The organism is Pseudomonas sp. F220 (genome assembly GCF_057813935.1).
In genome coordinates, this window is record NZ_JBVASJ010000050.1 from 13,105 (window position 1) to 33,278 (window position 20,174).

General features: G+C 59.3%; 16 protein-coding genes and 1 pseudogene. 12 read left to right on the forward strand and 5 right to left on the reverse strand.

The window, feature by feature from the left end; genetic code table 11:
• Positions 1-56 precede the first annotated feature (56 nt).
• The 4 genes from ACZYSM_RS26750 to pdxR form a co-directional block, all read right to left on the reverse strand.
• Positions 57-1,472, reverse strand: a complete 1,416-nt coding sequence (locus tag ACZYSM_RS26750) for a sodium:solute symporter family protein (protein ID WP_489076291.1) — start codon at positions 1,470-1,472, stop codon at positions 57-59.
• A gap of 540 nt (positions 1,473-2,012) precedes the next feature.
• A complete protein-coding gene (locus ACZYSM_RS26755; RefSeq protein ID WP_489076293.1) occupies positions 2,013-3,278 on the reverse strand; it encodes an MFS transporter in 1,266 nt (421 codons plus the stop codon).
• A gap of 38 nt (positions 3,279-3,316) precedes the next feature.
• On the reverse strand, positions 3,317-4,387 hold the full coding sequence (locus ACZYSM_RS26760; protein WP_489076295.1) for a sugar phosphate isomerase/epimerase family protein: 1,071 nt from the start codon (positions 4,385-4,387) through the stop codon (positions 3,317-3,319).
• Positions 4,388-4,494: 107 nt separating this feature from the next.
• Positions 4,495-6,009: a MocR-like pyridoxine biosynthesis transcription factor PdxR gene (pdxR, locus tag ACZYSM_RS26765; protein ID WP_489076297.1), complete on the reverse strand. Its 1,515-nt coding sequence runs from the start codon at positions 6,007-6,009 to the stop codon at positions 4,495-4,497.
• Between the two features lie 287 nt (positions 6,010-6,296).
• Between pdxR and ACZYSM_RS26770 the strand changes: the two genes are divergently transcribed.
• The 7 genes from ACZYSM_RS26770 (at position 6,297) to ACZYSM_RS26800 (ending at position 12,720) form a co-directional block, all read left to right on the forward strand.
• Positions 6,297-7,277, forward strand: coding sequence for a quinone oxidoreductase family protein (locus ACZYSM_RS26770; RefSeq protein ID WP_489076299.1), 981 nt, complete (start codon positions 6,297-6,299; stop codon positions 7,275-7,277).
• Positions 7,278-7,291: 14 nt separating this feature from the next.
• Complete coding sequence (locus tag ACZYSM_RS26775; protein WP_489076301.1) at positions 7,292-8,140, forward strand: TauD/TfdA dioxygenase family protein; 849 nt, start codon at positions 7,292-7,294, stop codon at positions 8,138-8,140.
• 79 nt (positions 8,141-8,219) lie between these two features.
• Positions 8,220-9,272, forward strand: a complete 1,053-nt coding sequence (locus ACZYSM_RS26780) for a beta-keto acid cleavage family enzyme (protein WP_489076303.1) — start codon at positions 8,220-8,222, stop codon at positions 9,270-9,272.
• Between the two features lie 112 nt (positions 9,273-9,384).
• Positions 9,385-10,731, forward strand: coding sequence for an MFS transporter (locus ACZYSM_RS26785; RefSeq protein ID WP_489076305.1), 1,347 nt, complete (start codon positions 9,385-9,387; stop codon positions 10,729-10,731).
• On the forward strand, positions 10,728-11,390 hold the full coding sequence (locus ACZYSM_RS26790; RefSeq protein ID WP_489076307.1) for a DsbA family oxidoreductase: 663 nt from the start codon (positions 10,728-10,730) through the stop codon (positions 11,388-11,390). The genes ACZYSM_RS26785 and ACZYSM_RS26790 overlap by 4 nt, the downstream gene beginning before the upstream one ends.
• Positions 11,387-11,713: a Rieske (2Fe-2S) protein gene (locus ACZYSM_RS26795; RefSeq protein WP_489076309.1), complete on the forward strand. Its 327-nt coding sequence runs from the start codon at positions 11,387-11,389 to the stop codon at positions 11,711-11,713. Before ACZYSM_RS26790 ends, ACZYSM_RS26795 begins: the two co-directional genes overlap by 4 nt.
• Entirely contained in the window at positions 11,710-12,720 is a 1,011-nt protein-coding gene (locus ACZYSM_RS26800; protein WP_489076311.1) for a YeiH family protein, read from the forward strand. The genes ACZYSM_RS26795 and ACZYSM_RS26800 overlap by 4 nt, the downstream gene beginning before the upstream one ends.
• Positions 12,721-12,929: 209 nt before the next feature.
• Here the strand turns inward: ACZYSM_RS26800 and ACZYSM_RS26805 are convergent, their stop codons facing one another.
• A complete protein-coding gene (locus ACZYSM_RS26805; protein ID WP_489076313.1) occupies positions 12,930-13,949 on the reverse strand; it encodes an AraC family transcriptional regulator in 1,020 nt (339 codons plus the stop codon).
• 356 nt (positions 13,950-14,305) lie between these two features.
• Here ACZYSM_RS26805 and ACZYSM_RS26810 point away from each other — a divergent pair, with 356 nt between their 5' ends.
• From ACZYSM_RS26810 to ACZYSM_RS26830, 5 genes and pseudogenes are all read left to right on the forward strand, one after another.
• Positions 14,306-14,860 carry an RBBP9/YdeN family alpha/beta hydrolase gene (locus tag ACZYSM_RS26810; protein ID WP_489076315.1) on the forward strand — a complete coding sequence of 185 codons (555 nt, stop codon included), beginning with the start codon at positions 14,306-14,308 and terminating at the stop codon, positions 14,858-14,860.
• Positions 14,861-15,009: 149 nt separating this feature from the next.
• A complete protein-coding gene (locus ACZYSM_RS26815; RefSeq protein WP_489076317.1) occupies positions 15,010-16,863 on the forward strand; it encodes a DUF1302 domain-containing protein in 1,854 nt (617 codons plus the stop codon).
• Between the two features lie 39 nt (positions 16,864-16,902).
• Positions 16,903-18,261, forward strand: coding sequence for a DUF1329 domain-containing protein (locus ACZYSM_RS26820; protein WP_489076319.1), 1,359 nt, complete (start codon positions 16,903-16,905; stop codon positions 18,259-18,261).
• A 156-nt stretch (positions 18,262-18,417) separates the two neighbouring features.
• Complete coding sequence (locus tag ACZYSM_RS26825) at positions 18,418-19,491, forward strand: WD40/YVTN/BNR-like repeat-containing protein (RefSeq protein ID WP_489076321.1); 1,074 nt, start codon at positions 18,418-18,420, stop codon at positions 19,489-19,491.
• A gap of 31 nt (positions 19,492-19,522) precedes the next feature.
• A pseudogene (locus ACZYSM_RS26830) lies at positions 19,523-20,174 on the forward strand (RND family transporter); the annotation flags it as partial.

Genomic DNA, 20,174 nt, shown 5'->3' on the forward strand with positions numbered 1-20,174 from the left:
GATCGAAATCATCGACTATACGAGAGCGCCTTGTCTGGCAGGCAATCCGCGCCGCCTCACGATTTCAAGTCTACAACCACCGGCCCAACCTGCTCGGGCGGTGTACCGCGTCGCGTAAGGTGGCTGATGCTCATGATCACCAGTGGAGTGAAAAGGGCGATGTAGGCATTGTCGATGCCCCACGGGTTGCCTGCCAGGAACCAGCCAACGGTGGCAACCAAGGAGGCGATAATGCTCAGAAACGCGGCGGTGGCGGTGCCGAATTTCGGTGCGTAGAACACCATCAGCACCAGCACCGCCAGAGAGGCGCGCAGGGCTTTGCCGAGGAAGGCAATCATCAGTACTTTATCGGAGGTCAGGGCCAGTGCGATGGGTAACAGGCCGACGGCGATGGTAGCCAAGCGTACAAAACGCAGGGATTTGACGTCGTTTTTTTCCGGGTTGAACCATGGCTCGTAGAAGTCGCGCAGCAACAACGTGGCCGAGCCCATGCTGACCGCCGAGATGGTGCCGAACAGCGAGCCTGCCAAACCTGCGACCACTAAACCGGCAGTCAGTTGGTCCATGCTGGCGATCAGGCGCGGGAACGCTTGCAGCGAATCGACTGCCGGGAACAACACCGCGCTGCACATGCCGATCAGTGCCGCGCCGATGCCGAACGGGATCATCAGGATCGCGCAATAGAAGCACGCACGCTGAGCTTTGCCTGCGTGGCTGACAGTGTTCACAGCCTGAATCACGTATTGGGTGGAAAAGATCGAGCCGATACCGGCAATCATCCAGGCGATGATCTGACCCCAGCCAATGGCGGTCCAGTCGAACATGCTTTGCGGCAATTGAGTCTGTAACGCGCTGATCCCGCCAACCTGTTTCAGGCCGAACCACAGCGCCAACGCGACCCCGAGGTATTTGAGACTGGCGTGTACGAAGTTGGTGTAGATGACTGAGCGCATGCCACCGATACTGACGTACAGCACCGACACGACACCAACGATAATGATCGCCAGCGTCCGATCCACTTGCAGCACGCTGGCCAGAACGGCACCACCGCTGGCATAGATCGAAACCGCGACGATTTCCAGGGCGAAGATGGTGATGATCGATGTGGCGAAACGGGTTTTTTGCCCATAGTTGCGCGCCAGCACGCCGGAGATGGTGTTGTCGCCCAGCTCCTTATATTTGCGCGCCAGCAGCCAAGCGAACAACACAAAGCCCAACGCCAGAGCGAAGAGGTTCCAAGCGGCGGATATCCCGACTTTGAAACCCGTCTGGGCAGTACCAATACTGACGGCCGTACCGATGAATTCCGACAACATCAGAAAGCCGATCAAGAATGCAGGGAAGTGCCCGCCGCCGGTGGTGTAGTTATTAGCGCTACGCGAATGCCGGCGAACGCCGAAACTGATCAGCGCAAGGCTGAGCATGTAGATGCCGGTAATGGAAAGGACGATCCAGGACGAGGTGGGTTGCATGTTCGTCACCCAATCATTGCGCTGAAGGTTGATGAGGACACTGTCGGAACGTTTTCGCAGGCACGGACCATGATCATACTCTCTAGGTATTATTGTAATTGCAGCTAGTTTCACCTCTGTTTTTTAGACAGTCTAATATCGAGATAGTATGGCTTGATACCTTAGGGGTATTTTTCTAACGGTACCTCTCCAGAATCAGGCTCGGCGATCGCTACCCTGCGCAAACACCTACGCCCGCGGCCTGTTTTGCCGATTACTCGTCTATGTCCTGCACGTTCTTTTTGAAATTGGGAAGTTTCATCGTGCACAGTCAGAGCGCACTGTTTACTGACCTGGCAAGGCGGGGAGTACTGATGCACCCATCGATCCGGTACAACGAGCGAATTGAACGCTTAATCAAAGAGCGCCAAATGCCTGTTCACTAAAATTGTTCATGAGAGAGGAAAAAGTGATTGTGCTCACAAGATTGATCAGCCTGAATCAGAAACTCTTCCAGGAAGAGGCATTTCGCAGGCCTCTTCCTGGTTACCAGGACGATGTTCAGGTTTGCGCTGCGCTAACTTCGCCGGTGGTGGTGGAGTTATTCCGGACTGCCCGATATAGCAGGCTGGACACCATGAACCCAAGAATGGCCAACACACTCATCAAGCTGAAGACGTAGTTGTAGCCTTGCTGACCGGGGAAATGGTCGAGGATCGCGCCATAGATGACGTAAGCGAACATGCCCGGTGCGTACCCGATCAGGCAACCAATACCGAAGGCTGAGCCTGTGATGTGCTGGGGAATGCCGACTTCACCCATGGGCGCCCAGAACACGCCGCGCATGGAGAACACGATGAGCGCGAAGGAGAGGGTGGCGGCCATGCCCGCATAGATGAAATCGTGGTTTTTAGGGATAAGCATGATCACCCCCATGAGTGGCAGTAGAGCCAGGAATGCCCATTTCAGATAGCGGCTGGTGCTCTTGAACTGCTTGTCGGCAATGAAGCCTCCGGCAGGACCGCCCAGGATCTTGAGGAAATACTGATTGATGATGCCGTAAGCGCCCACCAGTGCCACGGGCAGTTCGTACATGTCCTTGAGGTAGGGAATGAAATAGGTCAGGCCGCAGTACACGATGTAGACCATGAACACGTTGAGGCTGACCAGCCAGATACCCGGCACCTTGATGGCCTCGAGCAGGTTCGACAAACCGTTCTTTGGCTTGGCAGTCGACTGCACGCTGGCGCCCTTGAGCAGGAACCAGGTCAGGGTTCCGGCAAGAATGTCGATGACCGAGTAGAAGAGGATCGCCGATTTCAGACCACTCTCACCGGAGCCCATAGCGACAAAGACGCCCAGGGCAGAAAAGGCGACCACGGTATCAACGACGCCACGCCCGCCTTCCAGAAGCCCGAACAACCGCCCCTGTTCCTTGTCGTCGCCCAGGTTGCGGATGGCTTTGAGCAGTGAGGGCCAGAAGATGCAGTCGGCACAGACGGCCAGCAGGCTGAACACGATCAGCAGGTTGCTGAAGGGCGGAAAGGTCGCCAGGTAGAGCCCCAGGCTGCCGGTGCCGAGCAGACCGATAGGAATCAGCTTGCGTGTGTCGTATCGGTCCGCCAGCAGGCCACCGACGACAAAAAGCGCGGTGGCGATGATGGCGTTGGCGCTCAGCAGCAAGCCGATTTCAGTATGGGTAAGGCCCATGAATTCTTGCATGGGGACATAGAAAGCGTCTTTGAGGTTCGCCAGTTTGTAGATGGTGCCGCCACCGAGGATGAGAGTCAGGAATCTGAGCCATTTGGCCTTGTCACGAGTTGTCATTATTGTTCTCCAGGCGTAATCGGGTAGTAACGTCAGGTTCAGGCGTTTGTGCGGTTGCCCAGGGTCAGCTCGGCCAGGGTTCGGAACTCAGCCATCAGGCTTCGTACATACGCGACCTGGTTGTTTGCCCAACGGTGTTCATCGGCCAACATTCGCTCAAGTGAGTAGCCGCCTGGCAGCGCCGTTTCACTCATTTCCCGGTACGCAATGAACGGGTCGACAGCCTCAAAGGTCTGGCGGAACGCCGGGGCAACGTAGTGATTTTCCTGCTCAAGGATGAACGCGATCACTTGCGGGGTTGATTCGCCGAGCATCAACAATTCGAACAACATGCGTGCGTTGGGCAGGTCGTCTTCGTCACAGCCCTGCAGCACGCCGTAATGGCCGAATCCGTTTTGCTCGGGGACGATGCGCACACCCTTGAGGTGGGTCTGGCGTATGTGTGGCGCCAGGGTACGGAGCGCCTGCAGGGGCTGTTCGCAGGCATTGATCATGTTGCCGAAGTCGAATAAGGCATGCAGCCGAGGGTGGTTGAGGCGGTTCAGCAGTTGCGCGATCTCGGTGCTCTTGAGTTCCTCATGCTGCTCGAAGTCGAAGAACAGGTCATGCTCGTCTGCCTGCTGCGCGAGGTAATGCAGGTCTGACTCGATCACGTCCATGACCTGAGACAGCGTCCCCTCGTAGCGTGAGTAAACACGTATGTTTCGGGTGCCCAGAGCTTTGGCAATGGCGATCACCTGATCGACATCTTTTTTCAGTGTGCTGCTGATTTCCAGGTGCACATCCAGTCCGAGCGCCGTGGCTTTGTCAGCAAAGACCTGAAGCTGCGCGGGTGTCATTTGGCTCAGGCTGTTTTCCTCGCCGTCGAGCAAGTGCAGGCTCAGCCCCTGCAGCTCGTGGCGATAGGCGAAGTCCAACAGGTCGGCCGGCGTGACGCGACCATGGGTGAGGTTGGTCAGCAGGGGATAGGCATGGGCAAACAAGCGCAGCTGGCCGAGGCGATCGAGCAGCTGTCGGGCCAGTGCTTCAGTGAGTGCGGGAGGTGCCCCGGCCTCGCCAGCCTTGTGGCTCAGCAAGGTATTGAATCGTTCCTGGATATTATTGTTCATTCGAGTCATTCCTGGTTCAGACACCGGGTCTACCGGCGCAGCCTTTATCGCGCCAGACAGGAACTCTCGATAGATCCATTATTATTTAAATGATAAGACCACTCTGCTCACCTGACAGGTTCCTGGCGCAGGTGCCCCATTTTGATCAGCGCCTGAGCCAGTGCTTCGACGCGCTCCTCGGCCTTGTCCTCTGGCGTGCCGGCAAAACCGATCAATAGAGCAGGTGGCAGGACATGCTCAAGGCAGTAGTCGCTCAGGGCATAGGTGTGAACATTGTGCCGGGCCAGTTCCTTGGCGATGGCGTCGTCATCGAGCTCGGGTGGCAGCCACGCGATCAGATGCATGCCGGCTTCCACCGGGGTGAGGGTGAAGAAACTGCCCAGACGCTGTTGCAGTTGCTCAACCAGTGCGGCCTGACGGGCCTGGTACAGCGTACGCATGCGGCGGATGTGTCCGAGGAAGTGGCCTTCGCGCATGAAGTCCGCAGTCGTGGCCTGCAGGAGCGTGGGCGGGCTGCGATCCATGACCGCCCGCAGGGTGCAGAACGGTTCGACCAAGGCCGGCGGCAGTATCACGTAGCCCAGTCTCAGGGAGGGAAAAAGGACTTTGCTGAACGTCCCTACGTAGATCACTCGAGCCAACGGGTCCATGGCATAGAGCGCGGGGAGGAGGCGACCGCTGTAGCGAAACTCACTGTCGCAATCGTCCTCGATGATCCAGCTCTGGTTGTGCGCGGCCCAGTCGATGAGCGCCTGACGCCGCGCATAACTCATGGTGACGCCCAACGGATGCTGGCGCGACGGCGTGGTAAACACCAGGCGGGCGTCAGGGCACTCGGCCAGGCCTTGGCGGATATCGATCCCCTGTTCATCAATACGCAATGGGACCACCCGGGCTCCCTGGGCCTGGAGCGCAATTCGCGCCGCGATATGCCCCGGATCCTCCATCCACACGCTGTCCTGCGGATTGAGCAACAACATGCCCAGCAGGTTAAAGGCTTGCTGGGCGCCGGAAACGATCACCACTTGCTCGGCACTGCAGTCGATACCCCGGGCATCAAAGACGTAGTCGGCAATCGCTGTGCGCAGGGCCAGATACCCTTGCAGTTCGCCGTAGCCGAGCATGGCCTTGGTTGGCTTGTGCAGGTGACGGTTCATCAGACGCTTCCAGACAGGTTGCGGGAACGCGTCGTAAGCGCTGTGGCTGGGCAGGAACGAGGTGGGGCTTGCAGGGTCCCAGCCGGCATAGGAAACCCCTCGGAAATGATTGCTGCGCAGAGACAGCACGGACTGGCTCAGATTGGACAGGCGAGGAGGCTGGCGCTGCCGCTGATCGTCGGCAATACCACGGCTTTCCCACTCATTGCCCACATAAGTCCCGGCCCCGGTCCGCGACGCCAGAAAGCCTTCGGCAATCAGCTGATCGAAGGCATTGAGGATGGTGATCCGCGACAGCGCAAGCTCTTTGCTCAAGGTCCGGGTTGATGGCAAGCGCACGCCCCCTTGAAGCCGTCCGGACAGAATCTGTTTGCGAATCTGCAAATAGAGTTGACGGTAAAGGGGAATGGAGCTGGCACGGTCCAGCTCTATACCCGTCAGCAGCAAGCCGGCAGGGGATTTCATGACATGCTCGTTTGGATGGCGTGTGGATTGACCTGGAACACTGTCAGGCGCTGAGGTGCGCAAGGGTATCGAGAGGCACTGGATAAGTCACCCACCGCAGGCTTTGTGCGAACCCTTGTGTTCAGGCGCCTCTGGCAGAACGATGCACCGCACGCAAGCGTACTGTTTGTCATGAAATGAAAAGGCGTTGTCGTCTGATGAGAAGCGCTCGGACAGCCTGCGGCTTACATTCCAATCAACGCAAATCGCCGTAGTGCGCCCAGAACGCTGATTGGAGAATAAAAAGCATGGCCCAAGTCGTACGTTTTTACGAAACCGGTGGTCCCGAGGTTCTTCGCTTTGAAGAGACAGAAGTCGGCGATCCCGGCCCGGGTGAGGTTCGGCTTCGTCACGTAGCCGTCGGTCTGAACTATGCCGACACCTATTTCCGCAACGGCACTTACCCAGTCCCGATGCCTAATGGCATGGGCGTGGAAGCCGCCGGTGTTGTAGAGGCTGTGGGCGAAGGTGTAAGCAATGTGTCGGTCGGGGATCGGGTCACCTACACCGGCTTTCTCAACACCCTCGGCGCTTACAGCACGGAGCGCCTGATCCCGGCTGCACCGCTGATCAAGCTGCCGGAAAATATCTCTTTCGAGACCGCGGCGGCCATGACCATGCGCGGACTGACCTCTGCGTACCTGATGCGTCGCATCTATGACTTCAAGGCCGGTGACAGCATCCTGCTGCACGCTGCCGCCGGCGGCGTTGGCCTGATTGTCTCGCAGTGGGCCAAGCTACAGGGCCTGAATGTAATCGGCACCGTGTCCAGCGAGGCCAAGGCGGAACTCGCCCGTGCCCATGGTTGCGATCATGTGATCAATTACAGCCACGAGGATGTGGCCAAGCGCGTGCGTGAGTTGACCGATGGCGTTGGCGTCAACGTGGTGTTCGACAGTGTTGGCAAGAGCACGTTCGAAGGGTCGCTGGACTCACTCAAACGTCGTGGCCTACTGGTCTGCGTCGGTACTGCATCCGGTCCGATTCCGCCCTTCAGCCCGGCGCAACTGGCGGTGAAAGGCTCGCTGTTCATGACTCGCCCGGCACTGGCCGATTACATCGCCGACCCGGCAGAGAAGGCCGAACTGGCCGGTGAAGTGTTCGGCTTGGTCGGCAGCGGCAAGATCAAGATCGAGATCAACCAGCACTACAGCTTGCAAGACGCTGTGCAGGCTCACCGCGATCTGGAGTCGCGCAAGACCACCGGCTCATCAATCTTCGTCATCTAAGGAGGGCGTTGGTCATGCAAGTCGAACAACTTACCTGCAGCATTGGCGCAGAGCTGATTGGCGTCAACCTTGCCGATGCCATCCATGACGCCGACCTGTTCGCCGAGATCCGCGTCCAATTGCTCAAGCATCGCGTGCTGTTCCTGCGCGACCAGGACATCAGCCGTGCCGAGCACGTGGCCTTTGCCCGCCGCTTCGGCGAACTGGAGGATCACCCGGTCATCGGCAGCCATCCGGATTACCCAGGTTTGGTACAGGTCTACAAAAGCCCGGACAGCCCGCCTGATCGGTATGAGAACTCCTGGCACACCGACGCCACCTGGCGCGAGGCGCCGCCGCTGGGCAGCGTGCTGCGTTGCCTGGAGTGCCCGCCAGTCGGTGGTGACACTATGTGGGCCAATATGGTGTTGGCTTACAAGCATTTGCCGGACGACGTGAAAGCGCGGATCGAAGGCCTTCGTGCCCGTCATAGCATCGAGGCGACCTTTGGCGCGAACATGCCGATCGAAAAGCGCCTGGCGCTCAAGGCCCAGTACCCGGACGCTGAGCACCCAGTGGTGCGCATCCATCCAGAGACGGGCGAGAAGGTGCTGTTCGTCAATTCGTTCACGACGCACTTCACCAACTTCCACACGCCCGCACGGGTGCGTTTCGGCCAGGATTTCACCCAGGGCTCGTCCGAGTTACTGCGCTACCTGACCAGCCAGGCCAACATTCCGGAGTATCAGGTGCGCTGGCGCTGGAAGCCCAACAGCATCGCCATCTGGGACAACCGCAGCACACAGCACTACGCCGTGATGGATTACCCACCCTGCCATCGCAAGATGGAACGCGCCGGGATTATTGGCGAAAAGACCTACTAAGCAACCTCACCTTCACTCATGTAAATGCCTGCTCCGAACAGCCTGTCGGGCAGGTAACAACAAAAAATAGGAGATGAACATGCAGTTTTTCGACGATTCCCTGCACCCGGATACCATGGAAAAGGTGGTGATTACCGTCGCCCCTTACGCGCCACAGTGGATGCCGGGCGACTTCCCGGAAGACATTCCGCTGACCATGGACCAGCACGTTCAGGCGGCTGTTGACTGCTATGAAGCAGGCGCTACCGTGCTGCACTTGCATGTGCGCGAACTGGACGGTAAAGGGTCCAAGCGTCTGTCCAAGTTCAACGAACTGATCGCCGGTGTGCGTGAAGCTGTACCGGACATGATCATCCAGGTCGGCGGCTCGATTTCCTTTGCCCCTGAAGGCGATGGCGCCGATGCACTGTGGCTCTCCGACGATACCCGCCACATGCTTGCGGATCTGACGCCGAAGCCGGATCAGGTCACCATCGCCATCAACACCATTCAAATGACTATCACGGAGCTGCTGTTTCCGGAAGGCATTGAAGGCACCTCCCTGCTTGATCCGGCCACCCATGCCGCCTATACCGAAATGACTGTACCGGCAGGTCCTGCCTTTGTCGCTGAGCACCTCAAGCGCCTGCAGGCCAGCAATATCCAGCCGCACTTCCAGCTGACCGGCATCCATGCCTACGAAACCCTCGAGCGCCTGGTGCGCAAGGGCGTCTACAAAGGTCCGTTGAACCTGACCTGGATCGGTATCGGTGGCGGTTTCGACGGCCCGAACCCGATGAACCTGATGAACTTCATCAATCGCGTACCGGATCGTTGCACCTTGACTGCCGAGTCGCTACTCAAGAACGTGCTGCCACTCAACACCATTGCTATGGCCATGGGTTTGCATCCACGCCTGGGTAATGAAGACACCATTATCGATCAACACGGCAAGCGCTTCTCTTCCGTGGAGCAGGTCAAGCAGACGGTGCGTATCGCCCACGAGCTGGGGCGTGAAATCGCCACCGGCAAAGAGGCGCGCGACATCTACCGTATCGGTGTGCAGTACAAGAGTGTTGAAGAAACCCTGTTGGCCAACGGCATGGCGCCGAACCGCAAGCCGGGTCAGAAAGGTGTACCACAACGCGGGTGACTGAGAGGTAGCGGGGCAGGATGCCAATGATATCCTGCCCCGGCATTGTTTTAACGCGTTGCGCAAGACCAATAACAATAACAAAACGGGTGCTAGACACCGAGGAGGCAACATGGCCTTTCACCACAGTACAGTGAGTGATGAAGAGGAAACTTCGGTCGGCATTCCGCGCAGGTACGCGTGGTTTGTGTTCGCGCTGACCTTTGGCTTATTGATTTCCGATTACATGTCACGGCAGGTACTCAATGCCGTGTTCCCGATTCTCAAGGGCGAGTGGGCACTGAGTGACGGCCAGCTAGGCTTGCTTAGCGGCATTGTCGCCTTGATGGTAGGCCTCCTGACGATCCCCTTGTCACTGATGGCCGACCGCTTTGGTCGGGTCAAGAGTCTGACCCTGATGGCCTTGCTGTGGAGTCTGGCCACCCTGGGCTGTGCCTTGGCAGAGAACTACCATGAGATGTTGATTGCGCGCTTCATGGTGGGCGTCGGCGAGGCTGCCTATGGTAGTGTCGGCATCGCGGTGGTGGTGTCGGTGTTTCCCAAGAGCATGCGTGCGACCCTGGCCAGTGCCTTCATGGCGGGCGCCATGTTCGGCTCGGTGTTGGGCATATCCCTGGGTGGTGCGATTGCCGTCAAGCTGGGCTGGCGTTGGTCGTTCGCCAGCATGGCGTTGTTTGGCCTGCTGCTGGCGGTGCTTTACCCGATCATCGTCAAGGAAGCCCGTATTGCCCCGCAGCGCTTCGCCACGGCCGGGAGCAAGACTAAAGCGGCGGTCAAGCGTCCGCTACGCACCTTGTACGGCACGCGTTCGGTTATCGCTGCTTACGTAGCCAGCGGCCTGCAGACATTCGTTGCCGGTAGCATGATTGTGTGGATGCCGAGCTATTTCAACCGCTATTACGGGATGGGCGAGGGTAAGGCCGGCGTTATGGCGGGCGTCATGGTGCTGTGCTGTGGCGCCGGGGCGATTTTCTGCGGCATGCTCAGTGATCGCCTGTGCCGTCATTCTCCGTTGCGCAAGATCGAGATTTCCATTGTTTTCTGCCTGGGCAGTTGCCTGCTGATGTCGCTGGCTTTGGTTCAGTCGGTCGGCCCTGTTCAGTTGGCGCTGATCGGTCTGTCGATGCTATTCGTGACTGGCCCCAACGGCCCGACCATTGCCACGATCGCGAACCTGACCCACTACAAAGTGCATGGCACCGCTTTCGCCACCCTGACCTTGGTCAATAACATGATCGGCCTGGCCCCGGGGCCCTTCGTTACCGGCAAGGTGTCCGATCTTATCGGTCTGCATGGGGCCTTTCAGCTGGTGCCGCTGATGAGCATCGCGGCAGCGGCGGTGTTCTTCTATATCCGCTATCACTATCTCGACGACATTGCGCGTGCGCAGGGTGATGAAGCGCCCTCTGTCGTCGCGGATCAAGCGTCGAACAAAGCCGTGATGGAGGTGTCGCCATGACGGGGACTTTGCGTATTGATGCGTTCTTCGACTTTATTTGCCCCTGGTGCCTGATTGGTAAGCGCCAGTTGGAGCGTGCGCTTGCTCAGTTGCGCGTCAGCCACCCGGAGGTCGAGTTGGAACTGGCCTGGCATGGCGTGCAGCTGTTGCCGCACCTGCCGGCACAGGGCGAGCCTTTTGTCGAGTTCTACGAAAAGCGCCTGGGCGGTGCCGAGGCGGTGCGTGCGCGCCAGGCGCAAGTGCGGCAAGCCGCGGCTGTCGTCGATCTGAGCATCGACTTCAGAGGCATCCCCACGATGCCCAATACCGCCGATGCCCATCGCCTGTTGGAACGTGCAGATGAACTGGGCAGCGTGGCGCAGCGCGACGCCTTGCTGGAGCGGTTGTTCGCCGCCTATTTTCATCACGGCGAAGACCTTGGCGACAGTGCCACCCTGCTGGCGATTGCCGAGTCCTGCGGCTACCCGCGCGCAGCCCTGGTCGACTGCCTGGAGGGGGCTCGCAGCCCCTACGACGATAAAGGGATGGGCGCCAGGGGGGTGCCCTATTTCATCTTCAACCGGCGCCAGGCAGTGTCCGGCGCACAGCCGGCCGAGGTGCTGTTGCAGGTCATGCAGCAAGTGCTTGCGCAGGACGTGGTCGGGAGTCCATCGGCATGAGTCGGCGTATTGCAGTACCGGTCGAGAAAGTCCCGTCACTGGGCATGCGCTCGCTGTTCGAGCCGGAGGGTAAGAGCCTGGCGCTGTTCAATGTCGCCGGGCAGTTCTACGCCATCGACGACAGCTGCCCACATCAGGGGTCCTCACTGTGTGGTGGCCGCCTTGAGGGCCGGGTGATCCAGTGCTGTGCCCACGGCCTGCGCTTCGACCTGGCCAGCGGCTATCTGCTCAACTCGACCGCTGTGAAGGTTGGCAACTACCCGGTCGAGGTGGTCGACGGCCAAGTGTTTATTGTTATCGCTCCCAAGGAATCCACAGCATGAGTGCCATTGCTCTAACCTCTGTTCACAGCCGCGTGCGAGAACTGGCCCCCGGTTTTATCGTCAGCCTGATTGTCGCCGCAGCGGCGAGTTTCCTCTCCGAGCACTATGGTGCGCCGGTGATGCTGTTCGCGCTGCTGCTCGGCATGGCGCTGAATTTTCTCGCCGGTGATGGCACGTGCAAGGCCGGTATCGAGTTCACTTCACGCACCGTGTTGCGCATCGGTGTGGCGCTGTTGGGGATGCGCATCACCCTCGAACAGATCGTCGCGCTGGGTTGGAAACCGGTAGCGCTGGTGGTGATCCTGGTGGTGGTGACCATCCTCGTCTCGATGGTGGCGGCCAAGGCCATGGGGTTCCAGCGTGTGTTCGGCATGCTCACCGGTGGCGCCACGGCGATTTGCGGTGCCTCGGCAGCTTTGGCGCTGGCCGCGGCTTTGCCTAACCATCCGCAGAAGGAACGTGCCACCCTGTTCACCGTGATTGGTGTCTCGGCGCTGTCCACGACGGCCATGATTGTCTACCCGATGATCGCCAACTGGCTCGCCTTGTCGCCACAGGAGGCCGGGGTGTTCCTCGGCGCCACTATCCACGACGTTGCCCAGGTGGTAGGTGCCGGCTACAGCATGTCTACCGAAACCGGCGATACTGCCACCGTCATCAAATTGATGCGTGTGGCCATGCTCGTGCCGGTGATCATCAGCGCGGCGATGATCACCCGCATGAAGGGCGCCGACCCGACCGGCAAGCGGCCACCGTTGCTGCCCTGGTTTGCTGTGGGCTTCCTGATGCTCGCGTGCATCAACAGTACTGGCTGGGTCGTCCCGGCGGTGCAGGGATTCACCAACGAACTGTCGCGCTGGTGTCTGGTGATCGCCATCAGTGCTCTGGGCATGAAGACCCAGCTCAAGGAGCTGGCCTCGGTGGGCATCAAGCCGATCCTGCTGATGGTGGGGGAGACGGTCTTTCTTGCTGTCCTGGTGCTGTTACTGATGCACTGGGGCTTGTAAACAGATGCTCTATTGAGGGCCGCACGACGCTACGGGTAGTTCCTGAGTCATGCGTCGCCTTGCTCCTTTGCGGTCGTCTGCTGTAGCAGGCGGCCGTTTTTTTCCGAGCGGATGTCCTGAACGCACAGTAGGCCAACCTGTTGTGCACAGTTGTCTTCTGTCGAGGGGCTGGGTGCTGTCAAACCGCGCCCAGAGAGTAGCGGGGCGTTTTAGTTGTCTTTGCGCGACACGATCTTGTGTTCGCTGCGCCAGGCGGCTGGCGGCATGCCGAACTGGGAAATGAACCAGCGAGTGAATGAACTGGGCATGGAGTAGCCGAGCATGTCGGTGATCCGTCCCAGCGAGTAGCCGGGGTTCTCCAGGTAGCGAATCACCAGGTCGCGGCGCACGCTACTGATCAACTCACTGAAACTGGCCCCGTCTTCTTCCAGGCGGCGCTGCAGGGTGCGCACGTTCATGCCCTGGCTTTGAGCAATCTGCTCAATGGTGGCGCGGCCCATGGGGAGCAACAGGTAAATGGATTTGCGCACGTCGAACGCCAGGGAGTGGTCGTTTTTGCCCAGCAGCGAATCCATGTAGCGCTGCGCGTGTCGGGCCATGGCCGCATTGGCCAAAGGGTTGGTGGCGTCGAGGTTGGCGGCGGGACAAACGATGCCGTTGAACTCGCAGCCGAACTCCACCTTGCAGCCGAAGATCCGTCGATGCACGGTGAGGTCCGCCGGCGCTTCATGGGTGAAGCAGACATTGTTCGGGTGCCAGTGCGCGCCGAGCAGGGCTGCGCAAAAGCGGTGCATCACGGCAATGGCCAATTCGATGGATTGGCGGTTGTTCGTGGCCATCTCGGTGACCAGCTCCTCGCGAATGATCACCGTATTGCCGGCTTCCTCAATGAAAATCGCCAGTGAGTCGTTGATCAGGTGACGGTATTGCACGATCACTTTCAGCGCGTCGCGCAGAGTGTTCTGGTGACTGAGCAGCAGACTCACTTCACCAAAGTCCGATATCTGGCGCAGCTCGGCCATGCGCAGGCCGAGGGTTTCACAACCACTCAGGCGCGCTGATCGCTCCAGCAGGATGATGCTGGCGCTGGCCGGGATGCGTTGATTGGGATCGCTCAGGATCGAAGGGCTCAAGCCGACCTCGGCCAACAGAGCGTTCGCGTTCAGCCGCAGATGGCGAGCCACTACCAGGTAATTGGTCAGTACGGCGGATCGGGCTTGAGCGGTCATGGCGTGCATTTCTTCCATTTGGTGACAAATGAGGTCTCGCTGTCGCAGCTGCCTGTCATTTATAGAGGCTTCGTCGTGAAATGAAAAGCATCGAGCCGTAAATTAATCCGTCACATCTTGTGTACAAACTTGTCTATTCATGTGTACTCATCTGGCTGATCCTGCGCATTCATCCGATTCGGTCATGGTCGTTCCGGGTCAATTCACGGGATGGTTCTCTTCAGGGGCTGTCATCAAAAGAGAAGTGACTGACGCTAAATGTAAAGCGCTCTGACAAGACGAATTCTACTGTGCTGCTGGCAGGGTTCGAAGTGTTGGCGGACCGCTCGATGGATTATTCAAGGGTGAATAGAGCTATGAGTGACACCACGATTCTGATAGTTCCGGGCTTGCGTGATCACGTGCCCGAGCATTGGCAAACGCTGCTTGAAGCCAGGTTGGACAAGGTCCGCTCAGTGCCGCCACTGGAAGAGAACAAGCTCAGCCTGGCGGCTCGTGTCGAAGCGATCCAGAGCGAGCTGGAGACGATTTTCGGTCCAGTGATCCTGGTGGCTCACAGTGCCGGTGTGTTGATGGTGGCGCACTGGGCCGCCCGTTATAACCGCCCGATCAAGGGCGCCTTGCTGGCCGCACCGCCGGACCTTGGGGCCAGCTGGCCAGTAGGTTATCCGACCCCGCAGAGCCTGCGGGCCAATGGCTGGGATCCGCTGCCCGAAGGGCCTCTGCCGTTCCCCTCGATCGTCGCGGCCAGTACCAACGACCACCTTGCGAGCCTGGAGTCCGTGACCCAAATGGCCCGCAACTGGGGCAGCGAACTGGTCAATCTCGGCGCTGTAGGCCATCTCAACCCGGCTGCCGGTTACGGCGAATGGCCCCAGGCCGAAGCGTTTATCCGCACCTTGGATCGCTAGGCGCTACGAGCCTGGCGTCACATCACTCTGGAGGACAGGAGGTAAGCACCTAAGCAAAGGTGCCTGAAAAAAACTCGCATTCCGCCAGGACTGAATGTGAGCCGTTGTTAGAACCAAAAACAAAAAAAACAAAAAATGGAGACAACGTAATGCATACCACTACAGGGCACAGCCCCCTGCGTCGCAGCCTGCTGGGCACAGCTATTGTGCTGGCCTCCATGCCGGCGGCCCATGCCTTTGAATTCAATACTGGCAGTGAAGACTGGGCCGTGCGCTTCGATAACACCCTCAAGACCAGTTATGGTCAACGGGTGGAAAGTCAGAACTCGAAAATCGCCAACACGGCCAACCTCAACGACGGTGACAACAACTTCCGTGTCGGTAGAGCGGTGACTGAGCGGCTCGATTTGCTGACCGAGTTGGATGTGGTCTTCCAAAAGAAAATGGGTTTTCGTGTCAGTGGCGCGAGTTGGTACGACCATGCCTATGACAACGTAGGTTCCAATTCCAACGCTTTTCCAGGGCAGGCGGGCAACGCGGGTGACCTGGTTGCAGCAAATCCTGCTGGCCATTCGCTGAACGGCCACACTGCACAGAGTCATGGGCTGAGCAATTATACCGATCGCTATTACAACGGGCCGTCCGGCGAAATCCTTGATGCCTTTGTGTTCTACAGCACCGAGGTCGGCGAGGAGTCGATGTTCAGCGTCAAGCTCGGCAAGCACAACGTGTACTGGGGCGAGACCCTGTTCAACGCGGCCAACGGTATCAACTACGGTCAGGCAGGCCTGGACCTTGCCAAGCTGTATAACGTGCCAGGCACCGAAACCAAGGAGCTGTTCCTGCCGCGCAACCAGATTTCCATGTCGTTCACGGTCAATCCAGAGCTGACGCTGGCCGCCCAGTACTTCCTGGAGTATCAGAACTCCCGGCTGCCCGAGGGTGGGACCTACATGGGGGCCTACGACATGCTCAACGACGGAGGGAAAGTCTTCTGGCTGCCACTGCCGACGGTTGCGGGTGGTTCCTTTTACGGCGCGCCGCGTGGTCATGATCTCAGACCGCGTAATTCCGGCGACTACGGGCTGATGGCCAAGTGGAGCCCGGAATGGCTGGATGGCACCCTGGGCTTCTACTACCGCAACACGTCGGACGTCATGCCGGCGGTGCTGATCAATGCGCCTAACCTGAACAAGCCTGGCCTGGCGGGTCTCCAGGGCATTCAATACTTCAGCGCCTACGCCGATGACATCGACATCTATGGCATCAGTCTGTCGAAGAGTGTGGGTCCGGTCAGCGTCGGTCTCGATCTGAACTATCGCGAGAACATGCCGCTGGCGAGCAACTTCAGCAACATCAACCCGACATTGCGGGCGGAGGCTGACGAGGGCCTGATCAACGGCGCCAACCTTATCGGTGCTGTGCCGGGCAAAGGTGACACCGGGCTGGCCCGAGGCAAGACCTTCCATGCGGTACTCAATGGCCTGGTGGCCTTTGGCCGGACGCCGTTGTGGGATTCCTCCTCACTGGCCGTGGAAGGGGCCATGACCCATCTGGTCAGCGTGAATGAAGAAGGCAAGCAGACCTTCAAGGGCGATTCCAGCTACAGGGGCGCCGACAAGGTCACTACCAATGCCTACACCATCGCTGCCAACTTCACCCCGACCTGGTTCCAGGTCTTCCCGGGTGTCGATATGTCCATGCCAACGTCCTACAACGTTGGCCTCAAGGGCAACTCCGCCGTCCAGCTGGGCGGCAACAAGGACGCCGGTAGCTACTCCATTGGTGTCGCCGCAGACGTCTATTCGAAGTACAGGTTCGACCTGAAGTACGTTGACTCCTTTGGTCCGTTCAATACCTGTGCAACCGGGTTTGATAACAACACACCCGGCGCTAATGGGCAGTACCGCTGCATTCCCGGTCAGATCACTTCGCAGGCAGGGCTGGCGCCTGTGTTGAAGGATCGCGGGATGGTCACAGCCTCGTTCAAAACCACCTTCTGATTGACGCTCAAATTACAAAAACAAGTGGAGAGAATTCAGATGAGATTCCTAAATACTGTGCTGGCAGCTTCCCTGGCGGCCGTCATTGCCTCTCAGGCCCAGGCGGGCGTATCGGCTCAGGAAGCGGCGAAGATAGGCACCAGCCTGACCAGTGTAGGCGCCGAGATGGCGGCTAACGCCGATGGTTCGATTCCTGCCTACAAAGGTGGGATGACCACCCCGCCAGCCAGTTTCAAAGCCGGCGACAGCATGCGTCCGGACCCCTTTATCGATGAGAAGCCGGTACTGGTTATCGATGGCAAGAACGTCGACCAGTACAAGGGCCTGCTGACGGCCACCACCGCGGAGCTGGCCAAGCGCTACCCCACTTACCGCATCAATGTGTATCCGACCCACCGCACGGTAGCCATGCCTCAGGCGGTGCTGGACAACAGCGTGAAGAACGCCACGGGTGCCAAGTCCCTCAACGACGGTCTGGCCATCGAAAACGTACTGCCCGGCGTGCCGTTCCCGATCCCGCACTCGGGCGCTGAGGCTATGTGGAACCACCTGCTGCGCTACCTGGGGGTCAGTCTGAGCAACAAGTATGACTCCTGGAACGTCGATTCCGCAGGTGTGCCGACACTCTCCACCACGGCTCTGTCGTACATCAGCTATCCAGTCTACGAAGACATGGCGAAGCCGATTGCCAGCACGGACGTCTTCTACCAGATGAAGCTGTATTACGCGGGTCCCGCGCGGCGTGCGGGAGAGGCGCTCATGCTCAAGGACTTTGCCAACCCGTTGACGCAGCCACGCAAGGCCTGGCAGTACCTGCCTGGCCAGCGTCGGGTGAAGTTGGCGCCAGACCTGGCCTACGACACACCGAACCCGGGTACGGGCGGTGCCGGTACTTTTGACGACGTATTCGTCTTCAACGGTGCACTGGATCGCTTCGACTGGAAGCTGGTGGGCAAGCAGGAAATGATCGTGCCCTACAACACCTACAAGCTGAGCTATATCCAGGACTCCAAGGTGCTGGTGACTCCCAACCATATCGCGCCCGACTATGTGCGCTGGGAGAAGCACCGCGTCTGGGTGGTGGAGGGTACTGTCAAGTCCGGTGCACGACACATCTATCACAAGCGCCGCTTCTACCTGGATGAAGACAGCTGGATCGCTTTGGCCTCTGACCAGTATGACGCGAGCGGCAAGCTCTACCGTGGCTCCTTCACCTTCCTCAGCCAGAGTTATGACAAACCGGCCCCCGACAGCACGGCGTTCATGATCTACGACCTGGTGGGCGGCAACTACAACATCAACGGCCTCGCAGGCCCGTACGGTGGCATCAAGTACCTCGCCCCGCTGTCGAAGGCGCAGTGGGCGCCGGATGCCCTGGCGGGGGCTGGTATCCGCTAAGCGGCAGGCGATAGAAGTCCGGGGCGATGGGTTGTTGTGCCTCGGCAGCGTGACTGGAAGATGGACGGCCTGAGCGTCGTTCATCTTGGGTTACCGACTCCGACGCCGGGCTGTACCTCGTGTGCTGTCCGGCGCCGTTTTCCTAGAAGGTGCGGTATGAGTTCCTTGAAAAAGTTCGCGCTGGCGCTGCTGTTTTCGATGCTGGCGCTGTTGCAGGGTGTCGCTCAGGCAGCCAGTTATGTGGATGTGCTGGATCTGCCGGCCAAGCGGAGTCCTTTGGCCGTGCGCAGCCCCTTGATCGGCATCGCTCGTGCAGGTGAGCGCCTGGTTAGCGTTGGCCAGCGTGGCCATATTCTTTATTCCGATGACGCTGGCCAGCACTGGTTGCAGGCGAGTGTCCCGCTCAGCAGTGATCTGACGGCGGTGTTTTTTCCGTCTGCCAAACAGGGTTGGGCGGTCGGTAACGATGGTGTCGTACTGCACAGCGACGATGCCGGCACCACCTGGCGCAAGCAGCTCGACGGTCGCCAGATCGGTGACTTGCTGGTCAAGCATTATTCGGCGCTGGCCAGTGCCGAGCCGGCCAACGAGCAATGGCCACTGCTGGTCGCTGAAGGTCAACGGTTGGTCGAGCAGGGCGCCGACAAGCCGTTCCTCGATGTGTGGTTCGCCAACGACAAGCTGGGCTATGTCGTCGGTGTGTTCAACCTGATCCTGCGGACCGAGGATGGTGGTCAGCACTGGACCCCGTTTCAGGACCGCACCGACAACCCGCAAAGCTTTCACCTCAACGCTATCGCCTCGACCGGTGATGGGCTGTACATCGCCGGCGAACAGGGCCTGTTGCTCAAGTGGGATGCCGCCGCGCAGCGTTTCAAAACCTTGCAGACGCCCTTTCAGGGCAGCTTTTTCGGCGTCATCGGCAAGCCCGGTGAAGTACTCGCCTACGGCCTGGGCGGCACTGTGTTGCGCAGCACCGATGGCGGCGAGCACTGGAGCCCACTGGCGAGCGGCCTGCATGTCAGCATCACGGCCGCCATCGTCAATGCTCAGGGTCAGTACGAGCTGTTCACCCAGGCCGGACACGCGCTGATCAGTCAGGCGGGCAGTACACGGCTGCAGTGGCTGGCGCAGCAAGACCTGTCCCCCGTGGCCGGTGCCACCCTGGCCGCCGATGGTTCGCTGGTGGTGGTGGGTAGCCGTGGTGCACAGGCATTGTCCGTCAAATAAGACCTCGAAAATTTAGAGCGAGTACCCAGACATGGGCAATATCAAGCAAGACACCATGCCGGTGATCCGCGATCTGCGTGACTTCGATCGGTGCTCCGGCAACCGGCTGGAGCGGCTGGTATTCAACTACCGCCCGCTGTTCATGGTGTTCATGACACTGGTCACCCTGGTGCTGGGTTATATGGCGGTGACCCGTCTGGAACTGCGCCCCAGCTTCGAGAAGATGATTCCGCAGAGCCAGCCGTACATCCAGAACTACCTGGAGAATCGCCAGTCGTTGCGCGGCCTGGGCAACTCGGTGCGGGTGGTGGTCGAGAACACCCAAGGTGATATTTTCGACCCTGGCTACCTGGAGGTACTCAAGCAGGTCAACGACCAGCTGTTCCTCACCGACGGTGTCGACCGCGCCTGGATGAAGTCGCTGTGGAGTCCTGGGGTGCGCTGGACCGAAGTCACCGTGGAAGGCTTCCAGGGCGGTCCGGTGATGCCCGGTACCTACCAGGGGGCGCCCGCGGACATCGAGCAACTGCGCCAGAACATCGGCCGCGCGGGTATCGTCGGCAGCCTGGTGGCCAGCGATTTCAAATCCAGCATGCTGATCGTGCCACTGCTGGACAAGACCTCGGCCACCGGCCAGGGCATCAACTACCACCAGTTCTCGCGGGTGCTCGAAGAGCAGCTGC